We start from the raw sequence: 24,144 nt of genomic DNA on the forward strand, positions 1-24,144 counted from the left end.
CGTTGGTTGAGAAATGCAGTTTTTTTGCACTCAAGTGCAGCTTGAGCCAGTTGCCATCAGCATATTGGCACTGCTCTGGCTAATGGTGCTAGTTGCTTTTTCCCAGTTTTTGCAGCAGCAGTCCGCCCAGGATCAAGCCCAGTCCGATCAGCGTGGAGGGCAGGATGGGTTCGCCGACAATGAAGTGGATCAATCCCAGTGACAGCAGTGGTGACAGGAAAATCAGGTTGGCGATGCGCGCAGTACTGCTGGTGAGCTTCATCGCGCTTAGCCACAGTACGAAGGTGAAACCCATTTCCAGGCCGCCGACATAGGCGGCACCCGCCAGGCCTTGCCAGGCGACTGGCTTGAGTTCGCCGCTGAAGGCGCAAAAAGCCAGTGTCAGCGGCAAGGACAGCAGGAAATTGAGCGTAAGCCCGATCACCGGTTCGCGTTGATCGCGGGCATTGAAAATCCAGTAGCCGGCCCAGAGCAGGGTGGAGGCCAGGGCGAAGCCAACACCTTTCAGGCTGGAGAAATGCAGTTGCAGCAGCTGGCCATGGGTGCCGATGACCAGCACCCCCAGATAGCAAATCACGGCGGCCAGCATGTCTGGCCGGCTCAGCTTGTGTTTGAGCAGGGGCACTGACAGCAAGGTCATGGTCAGTGCCCAGGTGTAGTTGATGGCCTGTGCTTCTTGCGCGGGCAGCAGGGCGTAAGCCTGGAACAGGATCAGGTAGTAGGCGAGCGGATTGACTGCGCCTAGCAGCAGTGAGCGGCGCCAGTGCTGGCGCAGGGCCGGCAGAAGGCTGGCAAGACGACCTTGCCACAGCAGGATGGAAAACAGGCTGAGTGTGGAGGCGATGCTTGCATACAAAACAAGCTGTGCGGGCGACAGATGCTGCAAACTGATCTTGAAGGCAGCGGCCACCGTAGACCAGGCAAGAACGGCAGAAAGCCCTAGCAGATAAGCTTTTTTTTGTTGAGGCAAGACAATTCTCCACCATATTGGTGGCTCATTTTACACATGGCGAGCGGGCTGCGGGAATCGTTCTTGTATACAAAAACTGGGATTGAACTTGTTGCGGGCTAGAGCAGGCGGTTCAGCCAGTTGCTACAGCGTTGGCTGGTAGCCGATGCAGTCAGGCCGATGGGGCCGCCTGCCTGTTGCTGATATTCATCCCCGGCCAGTCCGTGTACCCGAGCCGCCAGGCTGCTGGCTGCTCGCGCATCCATGCCCTGCGCCAGCAAGGCGGCGATCAGTCCGGTCAGCACATCTCCCTGCCCGGCAGTGGCCAGTGCCGGACCGCCGCTGGTATTGAGCAGATAGGGTTGTCCAACAGTTACGATCAGGCTGCCAGCTCCTTTTAGCAGCACCGTACACTGAAAACGCTCGGCCAGTTGACGGGCGGCGGCTAGACGGTCGCCTTGCACGGTCGCGGTTGAGCAAGCCAGCAGGCGGGCTGCTTCTGCCGGGTGCGGCGTCAGGATGCTGGTGGCTGGGCGCTTGGCCAGTGCCTGCTGAATGTCGATGCTGCAGGCCAGCAGGTTAAGGGCATCCGCATCCAGCACCAGTGGCAAGGAGCTGGCCAAGGCCAGCGCAAGCCATTGCCGGGCCGGTTTGTCCTGTCCCAGGCCAGGCCCAAGCGCCAGCACGTCGGCTGATGGCAGCGGCATGGCCGGATCGGCATGCTGCAGCATCAGTTCCGGGCAGGCGGGGTCGACCGGCAGGCTGCCATCCAGTGTCAGTACATGCACTTTGCCTGCGCCTGCGGCCAGTGCTGCGCGTCCGGCTAGCAGGGCTGCACCCAGCATGCCGCGATTGCCACCAATGATGCATACCGTGCCGTTGCTGCCTTTGTGGCTGTCGCGTCGGCGTTGCAGTGGGCTGGCATCCTGTCGGTTCAGATAGCCTTCGGCTGGTGGTAGCAGCGCTTGCGGGCAGTCGAGTTCGGCCAGTTCGATTTGACCGGCATGGTCGGCACCCGCGGCATAGAACAGTCCCGGTTTGTGGCAGAGAAAAGTCAGGGTATGGCTGGCATCCATGCAGGCCTGTTGTGCCTGCCCGGTGTAAGGGTCCAGCCCGCTGGGGCAGTCCAGGGCCAGTTTCAGGCAGGATAGCTGGTTCAGCCGGGTAATGACGGCCACCCAGTCGGCTGACAGGGGACGGCTCAGGCCGATGCCGAACAGGCCGTCTATCAGCAGGTCTGGCGTGGGGTAGTCGCTTGCCAATTGCTGCAGGGGAATCCCGCCGGCTTGGCGTATGGCCTGCAGTGCGGCCTGGCTTTGCGGACTGGTGGCGGCTTGCGGCAGCAGGATATCCACGCTGTAGCCTGCCTGCATCAGCAACAAGGCAGCATATAGCGCATCACCACCATTATTGCCGGGGCCTGCGGCCACCAGGATGTGTGCGTCGCGGTCCAGGTGTTGGCCCACCCAGTCGGCAGTGGCGCGGGCAGCGCGTTGCATCAGATCGAGGCCTTGTCGTTCGGCTTCGGTTTCGAGCCGGCGCAAGTCCGGCAGGCTCCACAACGCGTTTTCCCGCATGGCTTACTCCTTGTGTGCTTCACCCCAGCGCGGCATCAGGCTATGGGGGATGCGCAGCTGGTCCAGAATGCGTGCCACGACAAAGTCCACCATGTCATCGACGCTAGCTGGATGTGTATAGAAGCCTGGTGATGGTGGCAGGATGACGACCCCCAGCCGGGCCAGTTGCAGCATGTTTTCCAGGTGGATGACCGACAGTGGGGTTTCGCGCGGCACCAGAATCAGTTTGCGGCCTTCCTTGATGCTGACATCGGCAGCCCGCTCGATCAGATTATCACTCATGCCATGGGCAATGGCGGCCAGGGTTCCCATCGAGCAGGGGCAGACCACCATGGCATCTGCCGGATTCGAGCCCGAGGCGACCGGGGCAAACCACTCTTCACGGCCAAACACGGCCAGTTGTTCGGCTTGTGCGCCGGTACGTTCATACAGCCATTGTTGTACTTCGGCGGGGCGAGAGGGCAGCAGCAGATTCATCTCCTGCTTGGCCACCACCTGGGCCGCCTGTGAATATAAAACCCACACGCGGATACCTGCGGCGATCAGTGCATCGATCAGGCGCAGGCCATAAGGCAGACCGGAGGCTCCGGTCAGGGCGACGGTAACGGTTTTGGGTATGGTCATCAGCATCTTCCATGGGCAGGGATCTTGCCGATGCTGTGGGCAGGATCCGCAATGGCCGGGAGGTATGGGGGAGCCGCACTGTCCGGCTGCAGGGGGCCGCGCGGGTTCAGGCTTCGCGGAACAGCTGGCGGTGGCGCAGCAGCACCTGTGAGGCGGGAAAGGCCCGCGCCAGTTGTTCGGTAATATAGACCGAGCGGTGCTGGCCACCGGTACAACCGATGGCGACTGTCAGGTAGCTGCGGTTTTCACGGCTGAATTCCGGCAGCCATTTGGCCACCATGTGACGAATGTCTTCGGTCATTTCAGCGACCAGCGGGTGCTGCAGGAAAAAATCGACAATCGGTTGATCCCGGCCGGTCAGTGGACGCAGGGCAGGGTCGTAGTAGGGATTGGGCAGGCAGCGCACATCGAAGACATAGTCGGCATCCAGCGGGACGCCATGCTTGAAGCCGAAGGACTCGAAGATGATGGTCAGCCGGCTGCTGTCTGCCTCTACCAATTCCTTGATCCAGCTTTTCAGTGCATTGGCCGACAGCTCGCTGGTGTCGATGCGAATGCCCATTTCCTGGATGCTGGCCAGTAACTCCTGCTCCAGCCGGATGCATTCTTCCACCGTGGAGCCGCTGCCGGACAAGGGGTGGCGACGACGGGTTTCAGAAAAGCGCTTGACCAGGGTTTCCGGCTTGGCTTCCAGAAACAGCAGTCGTACGTCCACGCCTTGCTGGCGCAGCTTGTCCACTTCCTGTGGCAATGCGCCGAGCGAAGGGCTGGAACGGGTATCCACGCTGATGGCGATTTGCTCGTAGCCATAGTCGGCATACAGCGACATGGCCTCATGCAGCATGGTGGCTGGCAGATTGTCCACGCAATAATAGCCGGAGTCCTCCAGCGCGCGCAGGGCAATGGATTTGCCGGAGCCGGACAGGCCGCTAATCAATATCAGGCGCATTTTCCTGATCTCTGAGGAAGTTGGTATGGCGTTCGATGAATTCACGCGTGCTGTCGATGCCACGCAGTTGCAGGATGTAATTGCGTACTGCCGCTTCCACCAGCACGGCCAAGTTGCGGCCTGCAGCCACTGGCAGCACCACCTTGCGTACGGTGACACCCAGAATGTCCTGGGTTTCGGACTGGATATTCAGCCGATCCAGTGCCTGCATGGCCTGGTCGTTGGCTTTGACCAGATGGATGATCAGTTTGAGCACCTTTTTCGGCCGGACGGCGGTTTCACCGAAAATGGTGCGGATATTCAGAATGCCCAGGCCGCGCACTTCCAGAAAGTCGCGCAGCAGGGGCGGGCAGCGGCCTTCCAGTGTTTCCGGGCCGATGCGGTAGAGTTCCACTGCGTCATCGGCCACCATGCCGTGACCGCGTGAAATCAGTTCCAGTGCCAGCTCGCTCTTGCCCATGGCCGAGTCGCCCATGATCAGCACGCCGATTTCCAGCACATCGAGAAAAACCCCATGTAGCACTGTTGAAACCGCCAGCGCACGCGCCAGATAGATGCGCAGCACATCCATCAGGTAGGGGCTTTCCAGCGGCGTGCTCATCAGTGGCACGTTATGGGTGTGGCAGTAGTCGCGCAGCAGCTTGGGTACCTGCTGGCCATTGGCCACCATCACCACCGACATGGTCTTGTGGAACAGCTGGTCCAGCGCGGTCTTGGCGGCGGACTGTTCCAGCCGGTTCAGGTAGTCGACTTCGGCCAGACCCAACACCTGTACACGGTTGGGGTGGATGAAGTTGAGGTGACCCACCAGTGCCAGCGTAGGGCGCTGCTCGTCATTGCCGATGGGGCTGTCGGCACCACCGGTGCCGGCCACCCAGGTCAGATTGAGCTTTTGCTGATTGTCCTGATACAGCCGGCGCACGGTGATGCTAGGCATTATTGGTATTCCATGCAGTGAGCAACTGGTAGAGCTCGGCGCGGTTGGTGGCAGTCAGCAATTGTTCGCGCAGCTGTTTGCTGGAGAAGAGCTGGGCCAGTTCCGACAGTACCTGCAGGTGCAGGTCGGTGGCTTGTTCCGGTACCAGCAGTACAAACAGGCTTTGCACCGGCTTGCCATCCGGCGCATCGAAGGGGATGGGGTTCTTCAGCCGAATGAAGATGCCGGCGGCTTCCTTCAGACCACGGGCACGGCCATGCGGAATGGCGACTCCCTGGCCCAGTCCGGTGGAGCCGAGCTTTTCCCGGGCAAACAGGCAGTCGAAAATTTCACTGCGCGCAATGCCGTGGGTGTTTTCGATAAGGAGGCCCACCTGCTCGAAGACGCGCTTCTTGCTGGCGACATCCAGGTCCGGGAGGATGTGATCCTGTGTCAGGATTTTGCCGATCAGGCTCATAGGAATGTGTGCACGCGGCTACAAAAACTGGCCAATTCTACGTTGCCTTCATCAAAATGAAAAAGGCTCCGTGCAAATAAAAACGGGAACCCGCTGGGTTCCCGCATCGTCGGTCAGGTGATTACAGGGTGGCTTCCGGTTGAACCTGCGGAGTCACGCGGTGTTCGCTCTGTTTTTCCTTGTGCTTGAGTACCTGTCGATCCAGCTTGTCCATCAGCGAGTCGATGGCAGCGTACATATCGGAGTCGGTGGCTTCTACGTGGATGTCCTTGCCGGAGAGGTGAACGTTGACTTCTGCCTTTTGCACCAGCTTGTCTACCGACAGTGTGACGGTAACGTCGATAACGTGATCGACATGGCGGGTGATACGTTCCAGCTTGCTTTCCAGAAATTCGCGGAGGGCCGGGGTTACTTCGAGGTGGAGACCGGTTACTTTGAGGTTCATACCCTAACTCCTTCTTGTGTTGACTGCCCGGTCGGGTCGGCCGGGCAAGCGGATATTCTTCAAGGCGTCCTACAATGCCTTGCGCAGGTTGACCGGTGGAATCTGCATAGCTTCACGATACTTCGCAACGGTACGTCTTGCAACCTGCATGCCCTGTTTACCCAATTCGTCGGCAATGGCGCTGTCAGAAAGTGGCTTGGCCGTATTTTCGCCGTCTATCATGCGGCGGATATGGGCCTTGATGGCAGTGGCCGAGCATTCGCCGCCACTGTCGGTTTCCAGGGAACTGCCGAAGAAATATTTCAGCTCGAACAAGCCGCGCGGGCAGAGCAGGTATTTCTGGGTAGTCACCCGGGAAACGGTTGATTCATGCAGTCCCAGCTCGTCTGCGATATCGCGCAGGATGAGCGGACGCATGGCCACTTCTCCGTGTTCAAAGAACGCTTGCTGCCTTTCCACTATAGCTTCCGACACTTTCAGGATAGTGTCAAATCGCTGCTGGATGTTCTTGACCAGCCATTTTGCTTCCTGCAGGCGGCCGGAAAGCTCGCCTGCACCGGCACGGTTTTCCGACAGCATCTGGGCATACAGCTGGTTGACCCGCAGCCGGGGTACGGCACCGTTGTTGAGTTCGGCCACCCAGCGGCCGCGGCGTTTGCGCACGGTGACATCGGGGATGACGTAGTGCACGTCCTCGCCACCGAAACCGGCTGCCGGATGGGGGGTCAGCCGGGCGATCAGTTGCTGGGCCTGGCGGATGGCGGCGTCGTCGACGCCGAGTAGGCGTTTGAGCCGGGTATAGTCGCGATTGCCCAGCAAACCGAGGTGTTCTGCCACGATCTTGCGCGCCAGGGCATGGCCGTTTTCCTGCGGTGGCAGACGGTCCAGCTGCAGGCAGAGCGATTCGGCCAGCGAGCGCGCGGCGATGCCGGCCGGATCGAACTGCTGCAACAGGCGCAGGCCGACCATCAGTTCGTCGGCTTCCAGCTCCAGTTCCAGCGGCAAATGACTGGCCAGTTCTTCCAGATCGACGCTGAGAAAGCCGTTGTCGTCCAGTTCTTCGATCAGCAATTGCACGATGGCCTGATCGCGGGTGGGGAGCGTCAGTTCGCCCAGCTGGGCCAGCAGATGTTCGCGCAGGCTGACCGGGCAGGGGACGTTGAGCATGGGGTCGAACTCGTCGTCGCCGTCGTTGCGGCGGCTGCCGCTGCCCCAGTCGGTGAGTTCGCCGCTGCTGTCGTCACGCGGGTTGCTGTCGCTGTCATTGCTGTCGGAGGCGGGCGTGCTCTCTTCTCCGGCCGCCGGCGTGTCGCTGGTACTGGTGCTGCCTTCTTGTGTCGGGGTGTCGTCGCCGCGTTCCAGCATGGGGTTGTCCAGCAGGAAGCGCTCGACTTCGGTTTGCAGGTCGAGGGTGGACAGCTGCAGCAGCTTGATCGACTGCTGCAGTTGCGGGGTAAGCGTGAGTTGCTGTGAAACCCTGAGCTGTAGTGACTGTTTCATGGCTTACAGGTGGAAGTGTTCGCCAAGGTAGACCTGGCGCACTTTCTCGTTGTTGACCAGTTCTTCCGGTTCGCCGGAGGCCAGTACCGAGCCGTCGCTGATGATGTAGGCGCGGTCACAGATGCGCAGGGTTTCCCGTACGTTGTGGTCGGTAATCAGTACGCCGATGCCACGTTGTTGCAGGAAGGTGATGATTTTCTGGATGTCGATCACGGCAATCGGGTCGACGCCGGCAAAAGGCTCGTCCAGCAGGATGAAGCGCGGGCGGGTGGCCAGTACGCGGGCGATTTCCACCCGGCGTCTTTCGCCGCCGGACAGCGACAGGGCATTGCTTTCGCGCAGGTGGGCGATATTGAGGTCGTCCAGCAGCAGGCTGAGTTCCTTTTCCAGCTTGTCACCTTTGTAGCCGGCGATTTCCAGTACGGCGGTGATGTTTTCCTCCACCGTCATCTTGCGGAAAATCGAGGCTTCCTGCGGCAGGTAACCAAGGCCAAGGCGGGCGCGCTGGTGGATGGGCAGGTGGGTGATGCTGCTGCCATCCAGGGTGATTTCACCTTCATCGGCGCCGATCAGGCCGACAATCATGTAAAAACTGGTGGTTTTGCCCGCGCCGTTGGGGCCGAGCAGGCCGACCACTTCGCCGCTCTGGATCTGCAGGGCGACATCCTTGACGACGGTACGTTTCTTGAAGCGCTTTTTCAGCCGCTCGACTTTCAGAATGCTGGGGCCGCTCATGGTGCGTTTCCGTCGGGTTTCTTGGCGGCAGGGGCGGTGGTGTCCCTGGGCTTGGGCTGGATGATGGCGGTGACGCGGCCGCCATTGCTGCTGGCGCCGCTGCTGACTTCATACAGCTCGGTTTCGGTGTTGTAGGTGATGACGTTGCCGATGACCAGATCGTTGCCGCGCTTGACGCGGGCATTGCCGGTGAGGACGGCGACATGGCTGACCGTGTTGTAGTCCAGTTGGTTGGCCTGGCCTTCAATCCATTCGTTTTTTCCATCCATTTTCTGGCGGAACAGTACCTGACGCCCGGTGGCCTGCATGGTCTGGTTGCCCTGCTTGTCCTGGGTGACGGTGGCGCGGTCGGCGTTCAGTTTCAACGTGCCTTGCACGATGATGACATTGCCCTGCCAGACGGTAACGCCCTTGAGCTGGTCGAGATTGCCGCGATCTGCACTGATTTCAATGGGTTTGTCGCGGTCGGCCTTTTCGGCGTGTGCACTGTGGCCCGCGCACAGGGAAAGCGCCAGCAAGGCCAGGCGGGCGTAAGTGCGGCATTTATTTTTCATAGGTGACCTTTGCATTGGACAGCAGCTGCAATTGGCCGGTCTGCTGTTCATAGATGAAGCCGACGGCACTGCCGCTCGACTTGCCGTGATAGAAGTGGGTCAGCGTGGCGGCCTGCGCGATGTGGCGCACGGTATCGATACGCATATTGCTGCTGACCACGCGGGTTTCCGGCTGGTCTGCACTGGCCGGCTGGATCAGCGTGACTTTCTTGTCAAACAGCGCCTGTCTGGTCTTGCTGTTATAGCGCCCGCTTTCGCCAATGGCGTGGTAGGCGAGCACACCGTTCTTGTAGCTTTGCAGGTCTGGCGTTTCGAAATAGGACTCGGTGCGGTCAGGGTACTGCCACATGCGGCTGGCAATCATTTTTTCCTGCAGCATGCCCTTGGGGTCGTAGCGGGTAGCGACGACAGCATCAACCACGACTTCCGGCTTGTTGGGGTCGAGTTCGCGCTTGCTGGGCTCCCAGCGCGATACGGTATCCAGCCAGACCGTCAGCAGGCCGGTGATGAGGACCAGCAGGATAGGAAACAGCCGGTGCGAGCGGATCATGCCAGATACCTGGCCAGGATGGCATCGAAGTTGCCCTGGGCCTGCATGATGAGTTCGGCCAGTTCACGTACCGCACCCTGACCACCGGGGAAACCGGTGACGTAATGGGCGTGCTGGCGCACCAGGGTGGGGGCGGCCGGTACCGCCACGGCCAGCCCGACACGGCGCAGCACCGGCAGGTCGATCAGATCGTCACCGATGAAGGCGCATTGTTCGGCGCTGACATTGGCCTGCTCCAGCAATTGGGCCAGCGCTTCCTGCTTGTTGTGGATGCCGCCGAAATAGAAATCGATGCCCAGCGCGCGGGCGCGATGCTCGACGCAGCGGTCGGCCCGGCCGGAGATGATGGCCAGCTTGACCCCGGTGGACTGCAGTAGCTTGAGGCCCAGCCCGTCCTGCACGTAGAAGGATTTGCTTTCTTCGCCCTGGGCGTTGTAGTAGATGCGGCCGTCGGTCATGACGCCGTCCACATCCATGATCAGCAGCTTGATTTTACGGGCTTGTTCGGTGATGGCTTGCATGAGTTTCCTTGTTGGCGGGCTAGCGGGGCTAGACCACGCCGGCCTTGAGCAGGTCGTGCATGTGGATGGCACCGGCCAGTTTGCCGTCGGCATCCACTACCAGCAGGCTGGTGATGCGACGCTGCTCCATCAGGTGAACCGCCTCGGTGGCCAGCTTGCTGTGCAGGATGGTTTGCGGGGCGGGGCTCATCACCTGGTCGATGTTCAGGTCGTAGATATTGCCGGAATGTTCCAGCGTGCGGCGCAGGTCACCATCGGTATAGATGCCGCAGATGACATTGTCTGCGTTGGCGATGGCCACCATGCCCAGTCGCTTGTGCGACATTTCCAGCAGGGCGTCTTTCAGCGCGGTGCCGGGGGCGACACGTGGCAGCTCTTCGCCACTGTGCATCAGATCCTTGACGTGCACCAGCAGGCGGCGGCCCAGGCTGCCACCGGGGTGCGACAGGGCGAAGTCTTCCGGGCCGAACTGGCGCGCGTCCAGCAGGGTAACGGCAAGGGCATCACCCAGTGCCATTTGCACGGTGGTGCTGGTGGTGGGGGCCAGGCCCAGCGGGCAGGCTTCCTTTTCCACCTGGGTGTCCAGCAGAATGTCGGCTTCGCGTCCCAGCGAGGAGGCCGGATTGCCGGTCATGGCGATCAGCACCAGACCCTTGCGCTTGAGAGCGGGCAGCAGGGCGACCACTTCGCCGGATTCGCCGGAGTTGGACAGGGCGATGACCACGTCCTGTGCGGTAATCATGCCGAGGTCGCCATGGGCCGCCTCGGCCGGATGAACGAAGAAGGCCGGGCTGCCGGTACTGGCCAGGGTGGCGGCAATCTTGCGGCCGACATGGCCGGATTTGCCCATGCCAGTCACCACGATGCGGCCGGTGCAGGCCAGAATGGCCTCGACTGCTCGCAGAAAGTCGCCGTTCAGACGGCGCGACAGCGCCAGAATGGCGTCGGCTTCGGTGTGCAGCACTTCGCGTGCCAGGTCGAGTCGTGATGTTGCTTGAGCATTTTCCATGGGGGAAAGTATATCAAAGGTTATAATCGGTGGAGTCACAAGCTGGTGCATCTTTTGCTTGTCGGCTGATTAACAATCATTGCGCGGCACCGTTTTAGCCCTTGTGGCGACTGTTTCATACCGGGGTCGGGCGCGATTTATCTTTTAGAGTCCGGCTGGCCCTGTCAGCATCATGTCCTTATTTCTTGCCCGGTTTTACAGGAGATTGTCGCACCAATGCATTCGCTTGCTCCCATTGTGCTGGTTCTGCTGGCCGCCGTACTGTCCGTTACCCTGTGTCGCAGCCTGCGGGTGCCGCCGATGCTGGGCTATCTGGTGGTGGGCTTTCTGGCCGGCCCCGGCGTGACCAGCCTGATTCCAGATGGCGAGGAAACCCAGTTTCTTGGTGAGATCGGCATTGTTTTCATGATGTTCTCCATCGGGCTGGAGTTCTCCCTGCCCAAGCTGCGGGCGATGCGGCACCTGGTGTTTGGCCTGGGGCTGGCGCAGGTGCTGGCGACCATGCTGCTGATTGCGCTGGTGATGGGCTGGCTCTCTGGCTCGGCGCTGTCCGGTTTTGCCGTGGGTGGTGCGCTGGCCATGTCATCCACCGCCATTGTCAGCAAGCTGTTGACCGAGCGGCTGGAGCTGAATCAGCAGCACGGCCAGCTGGCCATTGGCGTGCTGCTGTTCCAGGACATTGCGGTGGTGCCCTTGCTGATCCTGCTGCCGGCCTTTGCCGGGGGCAGCGAAACCTTGTGGATGGATCTGGGGCTGGCTGCGGTGAAAGTGGTGGTGGTGATGGCCCTGCTGCTGTTCTTCGGGCAGCGCCTGGTGCGGCCGTGGTTTCATCTGGTGGCGCGTCAGCGCTCCGGCGAGCTGTTCATGATCAATGTGTTGCTGATCACCCTGGGGGTGGCCTGGCTGACCGAGTTGTCCGGCCTGTCGCTGGCGCTGGGGGCCTTTGTGGCCGGCATGCTGATTTCCGAAACCGAATACCGCTACCAGGTGGAAGAAGACATCAAGCCCTTCCGCGACATCCTGCTGGGCTTTTTCTTTGTCACGGTAGGCATGCGGCTGCAACTGTCGGTGCTGTTTGAGCGCTTTGGCGAAGTGGCGCTGATGCTGGGCCTGCTGCTGCTGGCCAAGCTGGCCATTGTGTTTGTACTGGGGCGTTTGTTGCGCCATCAGCCCAATCATTCCATGCGTGCTGGCCTCGCGCTGGCGCAGGGTGGGGAGTTCGGCTTCGTGTTGCTGGCCCTGTCCGGCAACCTGGGGCTGATTGCCGAAAGCACCGAGCAAGCGGCCATTGCCGCCATTTTGCTGTCGATGCTGGTGGCACCGTTCATGATCATGCACGGCGAAGCCATTACCCGCCGGCTGGTGAAGCAGGACTGGATGATGCAGGCTTTCAGCCTGCACCACTTGCTGGTGGAGAGCATGGGCAAGTCCGACCATGTGCTGATTTGCGGCTATGGCCGTAGCGGTCAGGCGCTGGCCCGTTTGCTGGAAACCGAAAGCATTCCCTTTTTCGCGCTGGATATGGACCCGGAGCGGGTGCGCGAGGCCGGTGAGGCGGGCGACCCGGTGGTGTTCGGCGATGCTGGCAAGAAGGAAGTGCTGGTGGCCGGTGGCCTGATGCGGGCCAAGGTGGTGGTGGTGACGTTTGCCGATACCCATGCCGCCTTGCGCATTCTGCATACGGTGCAGGCTGCCAGGCCGGATCTGCCGGTGATCGTGCGCACCGTTGATGACAGCGATATCGATTTGCTGCGCAAGGCCGGTGCGGACGAGGTGGTGGCCGAGGTAATGGAGGGCAGCCTGATGTTGGCCTCGCAGGCGCTGATGGTGCTGGGCGTGCCGCTGAACCGGGTGCTGCGCCGTATCCGTTCGGTGCGGGAAGAACGCTACAACCTGTTTCGTGGCTTCTTCCGTGGTGCCAGTGATGATGCCGAGGGGCTGGACGAGGCGCTGGTGCCGCGTTTGCTCAGTATTCAGGCTTGCCCCGGTGCCCATGCCATCGGTCGGCCATTGGGTGAGCTGCATCTGGAAGGGCTGGGGGTGGAGGTGAAGTCGGTGCGCCGCAACAGTATTCGCCGGCTGGACTTCGATGCCGATTTTGAAATCGATGCCAACGATGTGCTGGTGCTGCTGGGTACGCCAGAGCAACTGGCGCTGGCCGAGGCGCGGATTCTGGAAGGCTGAAAGGCTGAAAGGCTGACTGGTCGCCTGTCCCCGCTGCAATGAACAAGGCCGTGTCATCGACACGGCCTTGTGCTTGTCTGCCCGGCCTGCTGGCTCAGGGCAGAATGGTAGTGATCTGCTTTTTCAGCTCTTGCTTCAGTGCCTGCTGCTTTTCGCCTTCGGTCTTCTTGCCCTTGACCATGGCGTTGAAGTCCAGCGCATACACTGGTGCATTCAGCGGGCCGGTAATCTTCAGCGGCACGTTGACCCCCTTCAGGCGGCTGAACTCCTGCGGGTTGGCCTCTACATCCATGGTGTAGTCGACGATGTTCTGTGTCAGGTCGACCTTGCCCGAACCCTTCACGTTAACCAGCTGCGACGCCAGCTGCATGTTCTGGCTGCGGGCCACGCCCTTGTCCAGCCGGAAGCCGGCTGACAGCGTCGAGAAGGTGGTTTTCTGATCGGCCTGGGCCTGGGTATTCCACTCTTTCAGCTCGGCTGGCAGGTTTTTCAGTGCGGCCACCAGGTCGATGCCGGACAGCGCGCCCTTGTTCAGGCTGGTTTCCACCGAGCCGGTCAAGGTATTGCGCAGGTCGAGGAAGGATTTGCCATCCGCACTGATGTTGATCTGGCCATTGCCCTTGCCGTCCAGACGGCTGAAGTTGAACAGATCGACCAGCAGCGGGCGGATATTCATGTCCTTCAGCGTTTGTTTGAGCTCCAGGTGAGGCGTATCGCGGCGCGCCAGCAAGATGTCGCCTTGCAAGCGGCCCTGATAGATGTCGGCCGACATCTGGTCCAGCTCCAGTTCGCGCGGATTGATGCGCACGCTGGCGCTCAGGTTGTTCATGCGGAAACGGCCCATGGCCAGTTCACCGACGGCGATCTTGCCGGTCAGGTCGAAATAGTCGAGCCAGTCGAGCGGAATCGGCTTGCTGTTCTGGAAGATGGCCACCGGGTCGCCCTTGCTTTCTGGCAGGTAGCGGTTGAGGTCGAGCTTGCCAACCGACAAGGTGGCCTCATGGCGCGGTTTCATCAGGCCGAACTGGCTTACCGTTACCGACAGGTCGGAGCCATCCAGCTTGCCGGCCACGCGCAGATTGAGGCGCGGTTCGTCCAGATCGCCATCCAGCGCACCTTCCATGCTGGAAAACAGCTTGCCGCGCGGCAGCAGCGGCGTGGTGAGCGTGGCGGTCATGTTCAGCGGCTGCATGCGCAGCTGTTTCATGCCCATCAGCGCGAGTGGGGCATCCAGCTTGAAGTTGAGCCGGGTATCGCCGGCCTGCCAGTTGAAGTCGCCCTTGACCTTGTCTGCGGCCAGTCCGCCTTCGGTGAGCTTGAGGTTGTCCAGGCCGGCATCCAGCTGGTACTGGCTGTGGGCGTAATTGAGCTTGCCGGCCAGATGGGCGGAAGGCATGGTGATTTCATTGAAGCTGGCGTTCAGCTCCGGCACTTTCAGCTCCAGCTGGCTGCTGGGGCGTTCGCTGCTGAAGTTGAAGCCGAGATCCTTGCCGGTGGTTTGCAGCGTGGCGAAGTTCAGTTTGTACTGGCCGGTGGCGGCAAACTTGCTCTCACCCAGGCCGGGCAGCTCGGACAGGGCAACGGCATCCACTTTTTCCAGGCTGACCTGATCGTCCTGAATGGTGAGCGGAGTGCTGATGGCCAGGCGAATGGGGCGTTTGCCATTGCTGAGAATGGCGGCGGCGCTCAGGTTGGCGCTGCTGCGCAGGTCGTCGGCATCCAGGCTGATGGTATCGAGCTTCTGGTCATTGCCGGTCATGCGGTCGGAGTAGACCAGCGTGCCTTCGCGCACCAGCAGGCTGTCCAGCTTCATGCTGACATTGCCCGGTGTATGGCGCTGGAACAGGTCCATTACCGACAGCCGGCCATCGGCGGCGCGGATGATGCTGGCGCTGACGCCATGTAGTTCCAGTGCCTTGATTTCGCGGTTGCCGGTTAAGAGCGGCAGCCAGGACAGATAAACGTCCAGCTGTTCTACCCGGGCAAAGGGCAGGCTGCTGCCGGGTTCGCTGATGGTGAGCTGGTGAATGCTGAGGCCGGGCGAGGGGAAGAGCGTGGGGCTGATCTTGCCTTCCACCACCACCTGGCGCTGGGTATCGCGCAGTGAGGCAGCGAGGGTGGTCCTGATCGACGCTTCATCGAATTTCCAGAAAATCAGTGCCTGGATAATGACAAACAGCGTCAGCAGCGTCGTCGCGCCGTAGACCGAGATACGAAGCCATAGCCGGCCGGAGTTCCATTTCATGAGTGCGTCTTCGGGGGGCTTAGCAGGATGATGTTATTTGCAAGCATGGTGTGGCTGACAGGGGCTTGGCAGCCGCTTGCCCAAATTTGGCGAAGCCAAAATATTACCGGGCAGCCGGCATTTGTAAAGCGTGAATTTTAGCATGCTTTAGCAGGTGGGCCGTAATCGGCCGGCAAGCCCCGGGAAATCAGGCGTAGCAGGGGATTGAATGGCCATGTTGCTGTCGAATTTCCATCCGCCCTGTGCTGGCTTTGGCGCAGCGGTCAGTGGCCAGGGCTGCTCGTGAGCACTCGCGATGCAAGCAAGGGCAGCCCACCTGTCGATATGCGCGCAAGGGGGACTTGCATGCGTAGCTTCCGGCCATGTGCCGGAGCCATGTCAACGTACTATGTCAGGCCGTAAATGGTCAGGCCGTAAACAGTCAGGCCGTAAATGGCGGCTGCCCAGACGGCAATATCGTCAGCGAGCGGACCTGTGCTTGAGTCGCGTGACCGGGCTGTTTTCTGCGGTGATTTCAGCTTTTTTGCCACGGTGTGGCGGCGGAAAAGTGGCACTGCCTGCTGGCTTTTTTCATGTCGTGCATTCACTTGATCTGGAGCAAATGCCGTCAATGCGGCGAGGCGCAGCATCCCACCCACAATAGTATTAGTAAATAATTATTTATCGATTGGGGATGTGTTCGATGACGACTTCGCTCATGCCGCTTAATGTCGGCAATACCGGCTTCATGCTGCTCTGCGCCAGCCTGGTCATGTTAATGACGCCTGGTCTGGCTTTCTTTTATGGTGGTCTGGTCGGCCGCAAGAATGTGCTGACCATCATGGCCCAAAGCTTCATGTCACTGGGCTGGACCACGGTGCTGTGGTTTGCCTTTGGCTATTCGATGTGCTTTGGCCCGACATGGCACGGCATCGTGGGTGACCCCACCTACTATGCCTTCATGCATGGCGTGACCCTGCATACCATGTATACCGGCAACGACGCCGGCATACCGCTGATCGTGCACGTGGCCTATCAGATGATGTTCGCCATCATCACTCCCGCGCTGATCACCGGTGCCTTTGCCAACCGGGTCACGGTGAAAGCGTATTTCCTGTTTCTCACCGGCTGGCTGGTGTTGGTCTACTTCCCCTTTGTCCACATGATCTGGAGTCCTGACGGCCTGCTGGCCAAGTGGGGCGTGCTCGATTTTGCCGGCGGCATCGTGGTGCACAACACCGCCGGTTTCGCCGCGCTGGCCTCCGTGCTGTATGTGGGACGCCGCTCGGTGGTAGAAAACAAACCGCACAATGTGCCGCTGATTGCCCTGGGTACCGGCTTGCTGTGGTTTGGCTGGTATGGCTTCAATGCCGGCTCGGAATTGCGCGTGGATTACATCACCGCATCGGCCTTTCTCAATACCGACGTAGCCGCCTCGTTTGCCGGCACGGCGTGGTTTTTCCTGGAGTGGTCGCATGCCCGTCAGCCCAAATTCATCGGCTTGCTGACCGGCGCGGTGGCTGGCCTGGCCACCATTACCCCGGCGGCGGGTTATGTCTCGCTGGGTACTGCCGCAGTCATCGGCGTGATTGCTGCGGTCGTCTGCTACTACGCAGTGCAATTGAAAAACCGTCTGGGTTGGGATGATGCGCTGGATGTCTGGGGCGTACACGGTGTGGGCGGCCTGTTGGGCACACTGCTGCTGGGCGTGTTTGCCAGCAAGGCCTGGAACCCGGCCGGCGCGGATGGCCTGTTGATGGGTAACCCGGATTTCCTGTGGAAACAGGTGGTGGCCGCGGTGGTGTCCGGCTTGTGGGCCTTCGGCTTTACCTACGGCATGCTCTGGCTGATCAACAAGATGACGCCGGTACTGATTGACGAGCATACGCAGGAAACCGGGCTGGATCAGACCCTGCATGGCGAGGAAGCCTACAGCGGTTCGCTCTGAACAGGGTGACTGGCAAAACCAGACCGGTTGCCAGCTATCGACCAGACAAGAAAAAAGCCAACCGCTGACGGTTGGCTTTTTCTTTTGCAGATCAAGGATCTACAGGAATTCGGTATGGAGCGGGCGATGGGAATCGAACCCACGGCACAAGCTTGGGAAGCTTGGGTATTACCATTATACGACGCCCGCGAAGGGTGGCATTGTAACCGGGTTTTGCATTGCTGGGTAGCCGCTTGTGTGATGTCGGCCAAGGGGCGGTGCTGGTGGGGGAGGGCATGCGGTGGTGGCTATCCCGTGGCGGTGCTGCCCTGGGCGGCAGGGTGGGCCGGCGCTGATACAAAATCAGCACATTAATCCGCTTGTTTTAGCCTGGGTCGCAGGGGAGTATTCCGCACGATGCCCGCGGAATAATTTGACAGTCGCGCGGGTACTGGCGCGCCGCCGTGTCGAGCAAGGGAGGAATGGTGATGGCAGAAGAGGAATACGAAATCGCGGGTCTGCATGAAAAGCTGCTGGAGGAAGAAGCGGAAAAAGGCCAGCTGGCGCAGAAGATCGCCTTGCTGACCGCCATTCTGGCCACTATCGGTGCGGTGTTCAGTTACCAGAGCGGTGCCAAGCAGAACGAGGCGCTGTTTCTGAAGAATCAGAGCATTCTCAAGCAGTCGGAGGCCTCGGATGCCTGGGGCTATTACCAGGCCAAATCGACCAAGGCGCATCTGGACCAGCTGGCGCTGGTGCTGGTGACCGATCCGGCGCAAAAGGCCCAGTTCCAGCTTGATCTGCAAAAGCAGGAAAAGCAGAAGCTGGAGCAGCAGAAAAAAGCGGAAGCCTTGCAGGAAGAGTCGCGCCGGCTGAGCGAGGAGTCGGAGCGGGTATTGCGTCCGCACGAGCGCATGGCGTTGGCGATGACGCTGATCCAGATTGCCGTGGCCATGGCTTCCATCACCGTGCTGACCCAGCGTCGCTGGCTGCTGGCGGTGTCTATCCTGTCGGCGTTGGGCGGCATCGGTCTGGCAGCAAGCAGCTGGTTTTGAGTGGTGGCAGGGGCGGTGTGTCATCCGTCATAACCCTGCTGCGTTGTAGACAATGATGGGTGCAGGGCAGGGGCCGGCACCCAGGTCGCTTGCCGGGCAAGCGAGGGCGACCGTCGCCCAATAGTGAGAGAGGCATGGCTGTGCAACAAGACGAAGCCGGACAACACGCTCCGGCCGCGATAGCGGGCAGTGCCGGGCACCAGCATGGCTGGTCGCAGCGGCTGGATTACTATCTGGATGTAATGGGCATGCGCGGCAAGGGCCTGCTGTTGCTGGGCGGTCTGCTGGCCACCGGCTGGGTGATGGCGGGTATTTACAAGGTGCAGCCGGACGAGCAGGGCGTGGTGCTGCGCCTGGGCCGCTGGGTGGATACCACCCAGGCCGGGCTGCATTATCACCTGCCATGGCCGATTGAAACCGTGCTGCTGCCCAAGGTCACCCAGATCAAGCAATTGAAACTGGCCAACCTGTTTGACGGCGCGGCCACCGACTCCAGCGACCCGCGCGAAAAGCAGATGCTGACCGGCGACGAAAACATTGTCGAGGCCGATTGCGCGGTGTTCTGGCGCATCAAGGACGCCGGGCAGTTCCTGTTCAAGGTGAATAATCCGGAAACTTCGCTGCGTATTGCCGCAGAAAGCGCCATGCGCGAGGTGGTGTCGCGCACGCCGATTCAGGCGGTGATGTCCAACCGCCGCCAGCAGGTGGCTGAAGAAACCCGCGCCCTGCTGCAAAGCCGGCTGGATGAAGCCGAAAGCGGCATCATCGTCACCCAGGTGCAGCTGCAGCGGGTGGACCCACCGGCGGCGGTGATCGATGCCTTCAACGATGTGCAGCGCGCCCGTGCCGACCAGGAACGTGCCCGCAACGAAGCCCAGGCCTACAGCAACGATATCCTGCCCAAGGCGCGTGGCGATGCCGCCCGCATCCTGCAGGAAGCGCAGGCCTATCAGAGCCAGGTGGTGAATCTGGCACAGGGCGAGGCCAAGCGCTTTGATTCGGTCTACCAGAGCTATGCCCAGTCCAAGGATGTCACCGCCTGGCGGCTGTATCTGGACAGCATGGACGAAGTCTTGAAGAAGGCCAGCAAGGTGGTGGTGGATTCGTCTGGCAAGGCTGGCAATGGCGGCGTGCTGTCGCTGCTGCAATTGCAGGACAAGGACAAACCCAAGCCGGCGAAGGAGACCCGCTGATGGCCCGCTCGTACAAAGGCGCCGGCATCCTCGGCGCGCTGGCAGTGTTGTGGCTGCTGTCCTCCTCTTTCTACACCCTCAGCGAGGGGCAGAAGGGGCTGATCATCCGCCTGGGTGCGCCCATCGAGGTGGATGCCGAGCCCGGCCTCAAGTTCAAGCTGCCGCTGGTGGACAGCCTGCAGTTTTATGATGTGCGGCTGCAAACGCTGGCACCGCCGCCGGAACAGATCATTCTGGGTGATGAAAAACGGCTGGAGGTGGAAACCTACACCCGCTACCGCATTGCCAATCCGCTGCGCTTTTATCAGGCGCTGCGCACGGAAGACCAGGCCCGCTTGCAACTGACTCAGCTGGTGAGCACCTCGTTGCGGCGCGAGCTGGGCAAGGTGCCGCTCAAATCCCTGCTATCGGAAGAACGTACCCGCATCGTGCAGCAGATCCAGCAGGAAACCGCTACCCGCGCCCGTTCCTTGGGCATCGAAGTCACCGAAGTCCGCCTGCACCGCGCCGACCTGCCGCTGGAAACCAGCCAGGCGATTTACGACCGCATGAAGTCGGCCCGCCAGCAGGAAGCACGCGAACTGCGCGCCCAGGGCGGGCAGTGGGCACAGGAAATCCAGGCCAAGGCCGATGGCGAACGCACGGTGATCCTGTCCGAGGCGCAGCGGCAGAGCGCCATCATTCACGGCGAGGCCGATGCCCAGGCCAACAAGGTGTTGGCGGCGGCTTTCAGCAAGGACCCCAAGTTCTACAAGTTTTATCGCTCGCTGCAGACTTACCGTCAGGCGCTGTCCGATTCGGCCCCTACCTTGCTGCTGACGCCGGATTCGGCGCTGCTGCATGACTTCCGCAACGGGCCGGCAGCCGGCAAGCCATGAGCCAGCTGGCTGTGCCGCAGTGGCCGTCGGCGAGTCGGCTGCGCCGACTGGCGGCCACGCTGGGGCCGGGGCTGGTGGTGATGCTGGCCGATACCGATGCCGGCAGCGTGCTGACAGCAGCCCAGAGTGGTGCGCAGTGGGGTTATCGCCTGTTGCTGCTGCAGTTCCTCATCATTCCGCTGCTGTTCATCGTGCAGGAGCTGACGGTGCGGCTGGCGCTGTCCACCGGCAAGGGTTATAGCGAGCTGATCCTGCAACGCTTTGGCCGCTGCTGGGCGCAGCTGTCCTGCGCGGCGCTGGTGGCCAGCTGTTTTGGTGCGCTGCTCACCGAAATGAGCGGGCTGGCTGGTGTCGGCCAGCTTTATGGCGTGCCGGTATGGCAGAGCGTGGCGCTGGTGGCCGGGCTGATCCTGCTGATGGTGTGCAGCGGCAGCTATCGGGCGGTCGAACGCGTGGCCATGCTGTTTGGCGTGGCCGAGCTGGCCTTCCTCTACATGGCCTGGCATGCCCAGCCAAACTGGCAGCATATCCGGCAACAGGTGTTGGTGATGCCGCTGCACGATGCCAGCTATCTCTACCTGCTGGCGGCCAATCTGGGCAGCAGCGTGATGCCGTGGACGGTGTTCTATCAGCAGTCGGCGCTGATCGACAAGGGACTGGACCTGCGCGACCTGCGCGCGGCGCGGCTGGATACCATGCTGGGGGCAGTGCTGTGCCAGCTGGTTACCGCCGCCGTGCTGATTGCCTCGGCAGCGGTGTTTGCCGGACATGGCGGGGTGGTGCTGGATACCGTGCCGGAGCTGGCCGATGCCTTTGGTCGTGTGCTGGGTCCGCTGGCTGGCCGTTTGCTGTTTGCCCTGGCGCTCAGTGGCGGCGCGCTGGTGGCCACCATCGTGGTCTGCCTGTCGGCTGCCTGGGCGCTGGGGGAAATGCGCGGCACCCGTCACTCGCTGGCGCAGCATCCGCTGCAGGCACCGTGGTTTTACGGTGCGTTTGCCCTGTTGCTGCTGGCTGCCGCACTGACCGTGGTGCTCAGCCACAGCCTGGTGCGGCTGTCCATTGCCACCGCCGTGCTCAATGCCGTGCTGCTGCCCTTGGTGCTGGGCTTTCTGTTCTGGCTGGCGCGCAGCGAGCTGCCGCCGGGGCTGCGGCTGCAAGGGCGCTATGCCGTGGCCGTGGGAATATTGTTTTTACTGACTGGCGGGCTGGGTTTGTACGCCGGGGTGACCGGAGCCTTGCATGGCTGAACCGGGCGCGTTTGTGCTGAATGAAAGGCTGTGATGGAGCTGGATGGTTTGATGCATGCGCTGGGCATGACGCTGCAAGTGTTTTTTCTCGACCTGATTCTCAGCGGCGACAATGCGCTGGTGATTGCGGTGGCCTGCCGCTCGCTGCCGCCAGCGCTGATGCGCAAGGCGGTGCTGCTGGGCACCGGCTTTGCCATTCTGCTGCGGGTGTTGCTGACCACGGTGGTGGGTTTCCTGCTGCAAGTGCCGCTGCTGAAACTGCTGGGCGCGGCCTTGCTGGTCAGCATTGCCATCAAGCTGCTGCTGGGTGATGACGACGGCGATGCGCTCCCCGGCAGTGCTGCCGACAGCCGTCAGCTGTGGTCGGCGGTGTCGGTGGTGGTGATGGCCGATCTGGTGCTCAGCCTGGACAATGTGGTGGCGCTGGCCGCCGCCGCGCAGGGCAGCGTGCTCTATCTGATACTCGGCCTGCTGTTCAGCGTGCCGCTGCTGATGTATGGCAGCCTGTTCATCGCCCGCCTGCTGGGTGAGATCCCCTTGCTGATTCCGCTGGGTGCCGCCCTGCTGGGCTGGGTGGCCGGCCAGATCGCTGTCACCGACCCGCTGCTGGCTGACTGGATCACTACCCAGGCCCCGGCCTTGCAGGTGGTGGTGCCATTGCTGTGCGTGGTGTTCGTGCTGGTGGAAAGCCGCATTATCCGAGAACGTGCCCAGGCACTGACTCCACCGCCGCCTCTGGGCTGGCTGGATGGCCTGATGGGCCGGCTGGCGCGCATTGGCGAAGCGGGCGCTACGCCCCAGGTCGTCGCTGTGGCTACGCTGGTCGAGCATACCGGACCGCAGGGTAATGCCGAGGCGATGGCGGTGAGCACTGTGCCAGCCGTCATGTCTGCTGATGCGGCCGTGGTGGCCCCGGTATCTGAAAGATCCCCGCCTGCCAGCGTGGAGGAGGTGGCCACAACGGCAGCCAGCAGCGAGCAGCCGCCGGAGACGGCAGCGATCCGCACGGACGCTGATAAGCCTGTCGCCGCCGACAGTGTGGCGCGGCCAGCACGCAAGGACGGTTTGCTGAATTCGCCGCGCATGGCGCTGCTGGTGAAGCTGCTGCTGGGCGTGGCGGCGCTGGTCGGGGTCTGCGCCTTGGGCTGGCTGCTGTTTCATCTGCTCAGCCAGGGCTTTTTGCCGACGCCGGCACCCAGCACCAAGGTGAAACACTGAACACAGGCAGGCCGGGGCGGACAAGTGGCTGGGCAAAACTGCCGCCATTGTTTACCGTTGTGGCCTGCCGCATTTTTGCCTGCCGCGCCGTTAATGGCGTGGGGGATTTCGAGGTTAATCCACATGTATCGTTATCTGTCTGCCGGCTTGTTGCTGGCCCTCGCCGGCTGCGCCAGCAGCGTGGCTCCTGTCCCCGCTCCGGTGGTTTCCCCGGCGGTGCGCCCGGCACCGATGCCCGATCCGCAAACCCTGCTGCCCGCGCCGCTGCCGGCACCGGTCCAGCCGGCTCCGCCGGCGAGTGCGCCGGTAAGCAAGCCAGTGCCGGCTCCGCTGCAGCCGGCCTACAACAACGAACAGGCGGGTTCCGCCTTGCTGGAGCGGCTGTTGCCGCGCGGCATTCCGGCCCGCCGCGAATGGCATGGCGACATCATGAGCGCCTTTAGCCATCTGAAAATTCCGTATGCCCCGCAATACTTCTGCGCGGTGCTGGCAGTGGCCGAGCAGGAGTCTGGCTTCAATCCCGATCCGGTAGTACCCAATCTGTCCAAGATTGTTTGGGGGCAGATCGAGGAGCGGCGGCAGAAGTATTTCATTCCCTCGCTGGTGGTGGATGCCGCCATGCTGAAGAAATCGCCCAATGGCCAGAGCTACAAGGAGCGGGTGAATGCGCTGCGCACCAAGAAGCAGATGAATGCGCTGTTTGAGGACATGATTCGCGAGCTGCCGTTCGGCCAGACCATCTTCGAACACAAGAACCCCATCCGCGATGGCGGGCCGATGCAGGTGAGCGTGGCTTTTGCCGAAACCCAGGTGCGCGCCTGGCCCTATCCCTACAGCTACAGCAGCCTGCGTGATGAGGTGTTCAGCCTGCGCGGCAGCGTGTACTTCGGTTCGGCCATCCTGTTGCAATATCCCATCAGCTATCCGGACATGGTGTACCGCTTTGCCGACTACAACGCCGGCCGCTACGCCAGCCGCAATGCCGCCTTCCAGCAGGCAGTGCAGCATCTGTCCGGGCAGAAGCTGGCGCTGGATGGCGACATCATGCTGTACAGCGACAAGATGAACCGCGTGCTGTCGGGTGCCACCAGCGATACCCAGCGCGCGCTGAATGGCCTGGCCGGTCGCCTGCGCATGAGCCCGGACGAGATGGCACGTGACCTGCGCCAGGAAAAGCTGTCCGGCTTCTCGCAAACCGCGCTTTACCAGCGGGTGTTTGCGCTGGCCGATCAGTCCGGCAAGGCCGCGCCGCGCCAGATCATTCCGCAGATCGTGCTGATCAGCCCCAAGTTCACCCACCAGCTGACCACCGAGTGGTTTGCCCGCCGCGTGGATGGCCGTTATCAGAAGTGCATGGCTCGCGGCACCGCGTCGTGAGCAGCGGGGCAGGGGAATCGTCGCCGCGATAAGT

General features: G+C 61.5%; 23 protein-coding genes and 1 tRNA gene. 8 read left to right on the forward strand and 16 right to left on the reverse strand.

From position 1 onward, the window contains the following. Positions 1 to 88: 88 nt before the first annotated feature. The 13 genes from FAZ30_RS09370 to FAZ30_RS09430 all read right to left on the reverse strand — a co-directional run bounded on the left by FAZ30_RS09370 (position 89) and on the right by FAZ30_RS09430 (position 10,807). Positions 89 to 970 carry a DMT family transporter gene (locus tag FAZ30_RS09370; RefSeq protein ID WP_124643076.1) on the reverse strand — a complete coding sequence of 294 codons (882 nt, stop codon included), beginning with the start codon at positions 968 to 970 and terminating at the stop codon, positions 89 to 91. A 98-nt stretch (positions 971 to 1,068) separates the two neighbouring features. Next, the gene (locus FAZ30_RS09375; protein WP_124643074.1) at positions 1,069 to 2,526 is read right to left on the reverse strand and encodes an NAD(P)H-hydrate dehydratase; all 1,458 of its coding nucleotides are present in this window, start codon (positions 2,524 to 2,526) and stop codon (positions 1,069 to 1,071) included. Positions 2,527 to 2,529: 3 nt separating this feature from the next. Further along, entirely contained in the window at positions 2,530 to 3,150 is a 621-nt protein-coding gene (locus FAZ30_RS09380; protein WP_124643072.1) for a flavin prenyltransferase UbiX, read from the reverse strand. Positions 3,151 to 3,256: 106 nt separating this feature from the next. Further along, entirely contained in the window at positions 3,257 to 4,099 is an 843-nt protein-coding gene (gene rapZ / locus FAZ30_RS09385) for an RNase adapter RapZ (RefSeq protein ID WP_137009335.1), read from the reverse strand. After that, positions 4,080 to 5,036 (reverse strand): HPr(Ser) kinase/phosphatase, encoded by a 957-nt coding sequence (gene hprK, locus FAZ30_RS09390; RefSeq protein ID WP_059287117.1) that lies wholly within the window; start codon positions 5,034 to 5,036, stop codon positions 4,080 to 4,082. Before hprK ends, rapZ begins: the two co-directional genes overlap by 20 nt. Next, positions 5,029 to 5,493, reverse strand: a complete 465-nt coding sequence (gene ptsN / locus FAZ30_RS09395; protein ID WP_103524905.1) for a PTS IIA-like nitrogen regulatory protein PtsN — start codon at positions 5,491 to 5,493, stop codon at positions 5,029 to 5,031. The genes hprK and ptsN overlap by 8 nt, the downstream gene beginning before the upstream one ends. 121 nt (positions 5,494 to 5,614) lie before the next feature. Continuing rightward, entirely contained in the window at positions 5,615 to 5,938 is a 324-nt protein-coding gene (hpf, locus tag FAZ30_RS09400) for a ribosome hibernation-promoting factor, HPF/YfiA family (RefSeq protein WP_124643068.1), read from the reverse strand. 69 nt (positions 5,939 to 6,007) lie between these two features. After that, entirely contained in the window at positions 6,008 to 7,438 is a 1,431-nt protein-coding gene (locus FAZ30_RS09405) for an RNA polymerase factor sigma-54 (protein WP_124643066.1), read from the reverse strand. Between the two features lie 3 nt (positions 7,439 to 7,441). Then, on the reverse strand, positions 7,442 to 8,173 hold the full coding sequence (gene lptB / locus FAZ30_RS09410) for an LPS export ABC transporter ATP-binding protein (RefSeq protein WP_124643064.1): 732 nt from the start codon (positions 8,171 to 8,173) through the stop codon (positions 7,442 to 7,444). Next, complete coding sequence (gene lptA / locus FAZ30_RS09415) at positions 8,170 to 8,727, reverse strand: lipopolysaccharide transport periplasmic protein LptA (protein ID WP_124643062.1); 558 nt, start codon at positions 8,725 to 8,727, stop codon at positions 8,170 to 8,172. Before lptA ends, lptB begins: the two co-directional genes overlap by 4 nt. Continuing rightward, complete coding sequence (gene lptC / locus FAZ30_RS09420) at positions 8,717 to 9,277, reverse strand: LPS export ABC transporter periplasmic protein LptC (protein ID WP_137009336.1); 561 nt, start codon at positions 9,275 to 9,277, stop codon at positions 8,717 to 8,719. Before lptC ends, lptA begins: the two co-directional genes overlap by 11 nt. Next, the gene (locus FAZ30_RS09425) at positions 9,274 to 9,798 is read right to left on the reverse strand and encodes a KdsC family phosphatase (RefSeq protein ID WP_124643058.1); all 525 of its coding nucleotides are present in this window, start codon (positions 9,796 to 9,798) and stop codon (positions 9,274 to 9,276) included. The genes lptC and FAZ30_RS09425 overlap by 4 nt, the downstream gene beginning before the upstream one ends. 28 nt (positions 9,799 to 9,826) lie before the next feature. Then, positions 9,827 to 10,807 carry a KpsF/GutQ family sugar-phosphate isomerase gene (locus FAZ30_RS09430; protein ID WP_124643056.1) on the reverse strand — a complete coding sequence of 327 codons (981 nt, stop codon included), beginning with the start codon at positions 10,805 to 10,807 and terminating at the stop codon, positions 9,827 to 9,829. Between the two features lie 216 nt (positions 10,808 to 11,023). Here FAZ30_RS09430 and FAZ30_RS09435 point away from each other — a divergent pair, with 216 nt between their 5' ends. Next, positions 11,024 to 12,991, forward strand: a complete 1,968-nt coding sequence (locus FAZ30_RS09435) for a monovalent cation:proton antiporter family protein (RefSeq protein WP_137009337.1) — start codon at positions 11,024 to 11,026, stop codon at positions 12,989 to 12,991. Positions 12,992 to 13,085: 94 nt separating this feature from the next. Here the strand turns inward: FAZ30_RS09435 and FAZ30_RS09440 are convergent, their stop codons facing one another. Both FAZ30_RS09440 and FAZ30_RS09445 read right to left on the reverse strand, forming a co-directional pair. Beyond that, positions 13,086 to 15,236: an AsmA family protein gene (locus FAZ30_RS09440; RefSeq protein WP_137009338.1), complete on the reverse strand. Its 2,151-nt coding sequence runs from the start codon at positions 15,234 to 15,236 to the stop codon at positions 13,086 to 13,088. Positions 15,237 to 15,622: 386 nt separating this feature from the next. Next, the gene (locus tag FAZ30_RS09445) at positions 15,623 to 15,865 is read right to left on the reverse strand and encodes a hypothetical protein (protein WP_137009339.1); all 243 of its coding nucleotides are present in this window, start codon (positions 15,863 to 15,865) and stop codon (positions 15,623 to 15,625) included. A gap of 53 nt (positions 15,866 to 15,918) precedes the next feature. Between FAZ30_RS09445 and FAZ30_RS09450 the strand changes: the two genes are divergently transcribed. Continuing rightward, entirely contained in the window at positions 15,919 to 17,163 is a 1,245-nt protein-coding gene (locus FAZ30_RS09450; protein ID WP_205676657.1) for an ammonium transporter, read from the forward strand. Between the two features lie 115 nt (positions 17,164 to 17,278). Here FAZ30_RS09450 and FAZ30_RS09455 read toward each other — a convergent pair. Then, positions 17,279 to 17,352, reverse strand: a tRNA-Gly gene (locus FAZ30_RS09455). A gap of 278 nt (positions 17,353 to 17,630) precedes the next feature. On the opposite strand from FAZ30_RS09455, the gene FAZ30_RS09460 reads away from it, so the two are divergent. The 6 genes from FAZ30_RS09460 to FAZ30_RS09485 all read left to right on the forward strand — a co-directional run bounded on the left by FAZ30_RS09460 (position 17,631) and on the right by FAZ30_RS09485 (position 24,110). Further along, the gene (locus tag FAZ30_RS09460; RefSeq protein ID WP_158613567.1) at positions 17,631 to 18,197 is read left to right on the forward strand and encodes a DUF4337 domain-containing protein; all 567 of its coding nucleotides are present in this window, start codon (positions 17,631 to 17,633) and stop codon (positions 18,195 to 18,197) included. A 134-nt stretch (positions 18,198 to 18,331) separates the two neighbouring features. Continuing rightward, on the forward strand, positions 18,332 to 19,390 hold the full coding sequence (gene hflK, locus FAZ30_RS09465; protein WP_124643048.1) for an FtsH protease activity modulator HflK: 1,059 nt from the start codon (positions 18,332 to 18,334) through the stop codon (positions 19,388 to 19,390). Then, a complete protein-coding gene (gene hflC, locus FAZ30_RS09470; RefSeq protein ID WP_124643046.1) occupies positions 19,390 to 20,268 on the forward strand; it encodes a protease modulator HflC in 879 nt (292 codons plus the stop codon). Before hflK ends, hflC begins: the two co-directional genes overlap by 1 nt. Then, the gene (locus tag FAZ30_RS09475) at positions 20,265 to 21,515 is read left to right on the forward strand and encodes an NRAMP family divalent metal transporter (protein ID WP_199730981.1); all 1,251 of its coding nucleotides are present in this window, start codon (positions 20,265 to 20,267) and stop codon (positions 21,513 to 21,515) included. Before hflC ends, FAZ30_RS09475 begins: the two co-directional genes overlap by 4 nt. Before the next feature lie 33 nt (positions 21,516 to 21,548). Beyond that, positions 21,549 to 22,733, forward strand: a complete 1,185-nt coding sequence (locus FAZ30_RS09480) for a YjbE family putative metal transport protein (RefSeq protein ID WP_124643044.1) — start codon at positions 21,549 to 21,551, stop codon at positions 22,731 to 22,733. A gap of 123 nt (positions 22,734 to 22,856) precedes the next feature. Next, positions 22,857 to 24,110, forward strand: a complete 1,254-nt coding sequence (locus FAZ30_RS09485; RefSeq protein WP_124643042.1) for a DUF1615 domain-containing protein — start codon at positions 22,857 to 22,859, stop codon at positions 24,108 to 24,110. Positions 24,111 to 24,144: the final 34 nt, after the last annotated feature.

The organism is Aquitalea aquatilis, from assembly GCF_005155025.1.
Classification (GTDB): Bacteria; Pseudomonadota; Gammaproteobacteria; order Burkholderiales; family Chromobacteriaceae; genus Aquitalea; species Aquitalea aquatilis.

Excerpts from the sequence above, each read along its gene's own strand:
- ptsN (WP_103524905.1), bottom strand. The coding sequence starts at position 5,493 with ATGAGCCTGATCGGCAAAATCCTGACACAGGATCACATCCTCCCGGAC.
- lptC (WP_137009336.1), bottom strand. The coding sequence starts at position 9,277 with ATGATCCGCTCGCACCGGCTGTTTCCTATCCTGCTGGTCCTCATCACC.
- FAZ30_RS09430 (WP_124643056.1), bottom strand. The coding sequence starts at position 10,807 with ATGGAAAATGCTCAAGCAACATCACGACTCGACCTGGCACGCGAAGTG.
- FAZ30_RS09380 (WP_124643072.1), bottom strand. The coding sequence starts at position 3,150 with ATGACCATACCCAAAACCGTTACCGTCGCCCTGACCGGAGCCTCCGGT.
- hflK (WP_124643048.1), top strand. The coding sequence starts at position 18,332 with ATGGCTGTGCAACAAGACGAAGCCGGACAACACGCTCCGGCCGCGATA.
- FAZ30_RS09450 (WP_205676657.1), top strand. The coding sequence starts at position 15,919 with ATGACGACTTCGCTCATGCCGCTTAATGTCGGCAATACCGGCTTCATG.
- FAZ30_RS09445 (WP_137009339.1), bottom strand. The coding sequence starts at position 15,865 with ATGCTGCGCCTCGCCGCATTGACGGCATTTGCTCCAGATCAAGTGAAT.
- hpf (WP_124643068.1), bottom strand. The coding sequence starts at position 5,938 with ATGAACCTCAAAGTAACCGGTCTCCACCTCGAAGTAACCCCGGCCCTC.
- hprK (WP_059287117.1), bottom strand. The coding sequence starts at position 5,036 with ATGCCTAGCATCACCGTGCGCCGGCTGTATCAGGACAATCAGCAAAAG.
- FAZ30_RS09460 (WP_158613567.1), top strand. The coding sequence starts at position 17,631 with ATGGCAGAAGAGGAATACGAAATCGCGGGTCTGCATGAAAAGCTGCTG.
- rapZ (WP_137009335.1), bottom strand. The coding sequence starts at position 4,099 with ATGCGCCTGATATTGATTAGCGGCCTGTCCGGCTCCGGCAAATCCATT.
- FAZ30_RS09425 (WP_124643058.1), bottom strand. The coding sequence starts at position 9,798 with ATGCAAGCCATCACCGAACAAGCCCGTAAAATCAAGCTGCTGATCATG.
- FAZ30_RS09405 (WP_124643066.1), bottom strand. The coding sequence starts at position 7,438 with ATGAAACAGTCACTACAGCTCAGGGTTTCACAGCAACTCACGCTTACC.
- hflC (WP_124643046.1), top strand. The coding sequence starts at position 19,390 with ATGGCCCGCTCGTACAAAGGCGCCGGCATCCTCGGCGCGCTGGCAGTG.
- FAZ30_RS09435 (WP_137009337.1), top strand. The coding sequence starts at position 11,024 with ATGCATTCGCTTGCTCCCATTGTGCTGGTTCTGCTGGCCGCCGTACTG.
- FAZ30_RS09480 (WP_124643044.1), top strand. The coding sequence starts at position 21,549 with ATGGAGCTGGATGGTTTGATGCATGCGCTGGGCATGACGCTGCAAGTG.
- lptA (WP_124643062.1), bottom strand. The coding sequence starts at position 8,727 with ATGAAAAATAAATGCCGCACTTACGCCCGCCTGGCCTTGCTGGCGCTT.
- FAZ30_RS09440 (WP_137009338.1), bottom strand. The coding sequence starts at position 15,236 with ATGAAATGGAACTCCGGCCGGCTATGGCTTCGTATCTCGGTCTACGGC.
- FAZ30_RS09375 (WP_124643074.1), bottom strand. The coding sequence starts at position 2,526 with ATGCGGGAAAACGCGTTGTGGAGCCTGCCGGACTTGCGCCGGCTCGAA.
- FAZ30_RS09475 (WP_199730981.1), top strand. The coding sequence starts at position 20,265 with ATGAGCCAGCTGGCTGTGCCGCAGTGGCCGTCGGCGAGTCGGCTGCGC.
- lptB (WP_124643064.1), bottom strand. The coding sequence starts at position 8,173 with ATGAGCGGCCCCAGCATTCTGAAAGTCGAGCGGCTGAAAAAGCGCTTC.
- FAZ30_RS09485 (WP_124643042.1), top strand. The coding sequence starts at position 22,857 with ATGTATCGTTATCTGTCTGCCGGCTTGTTGCTGGCCCTCGCCGGCTGC.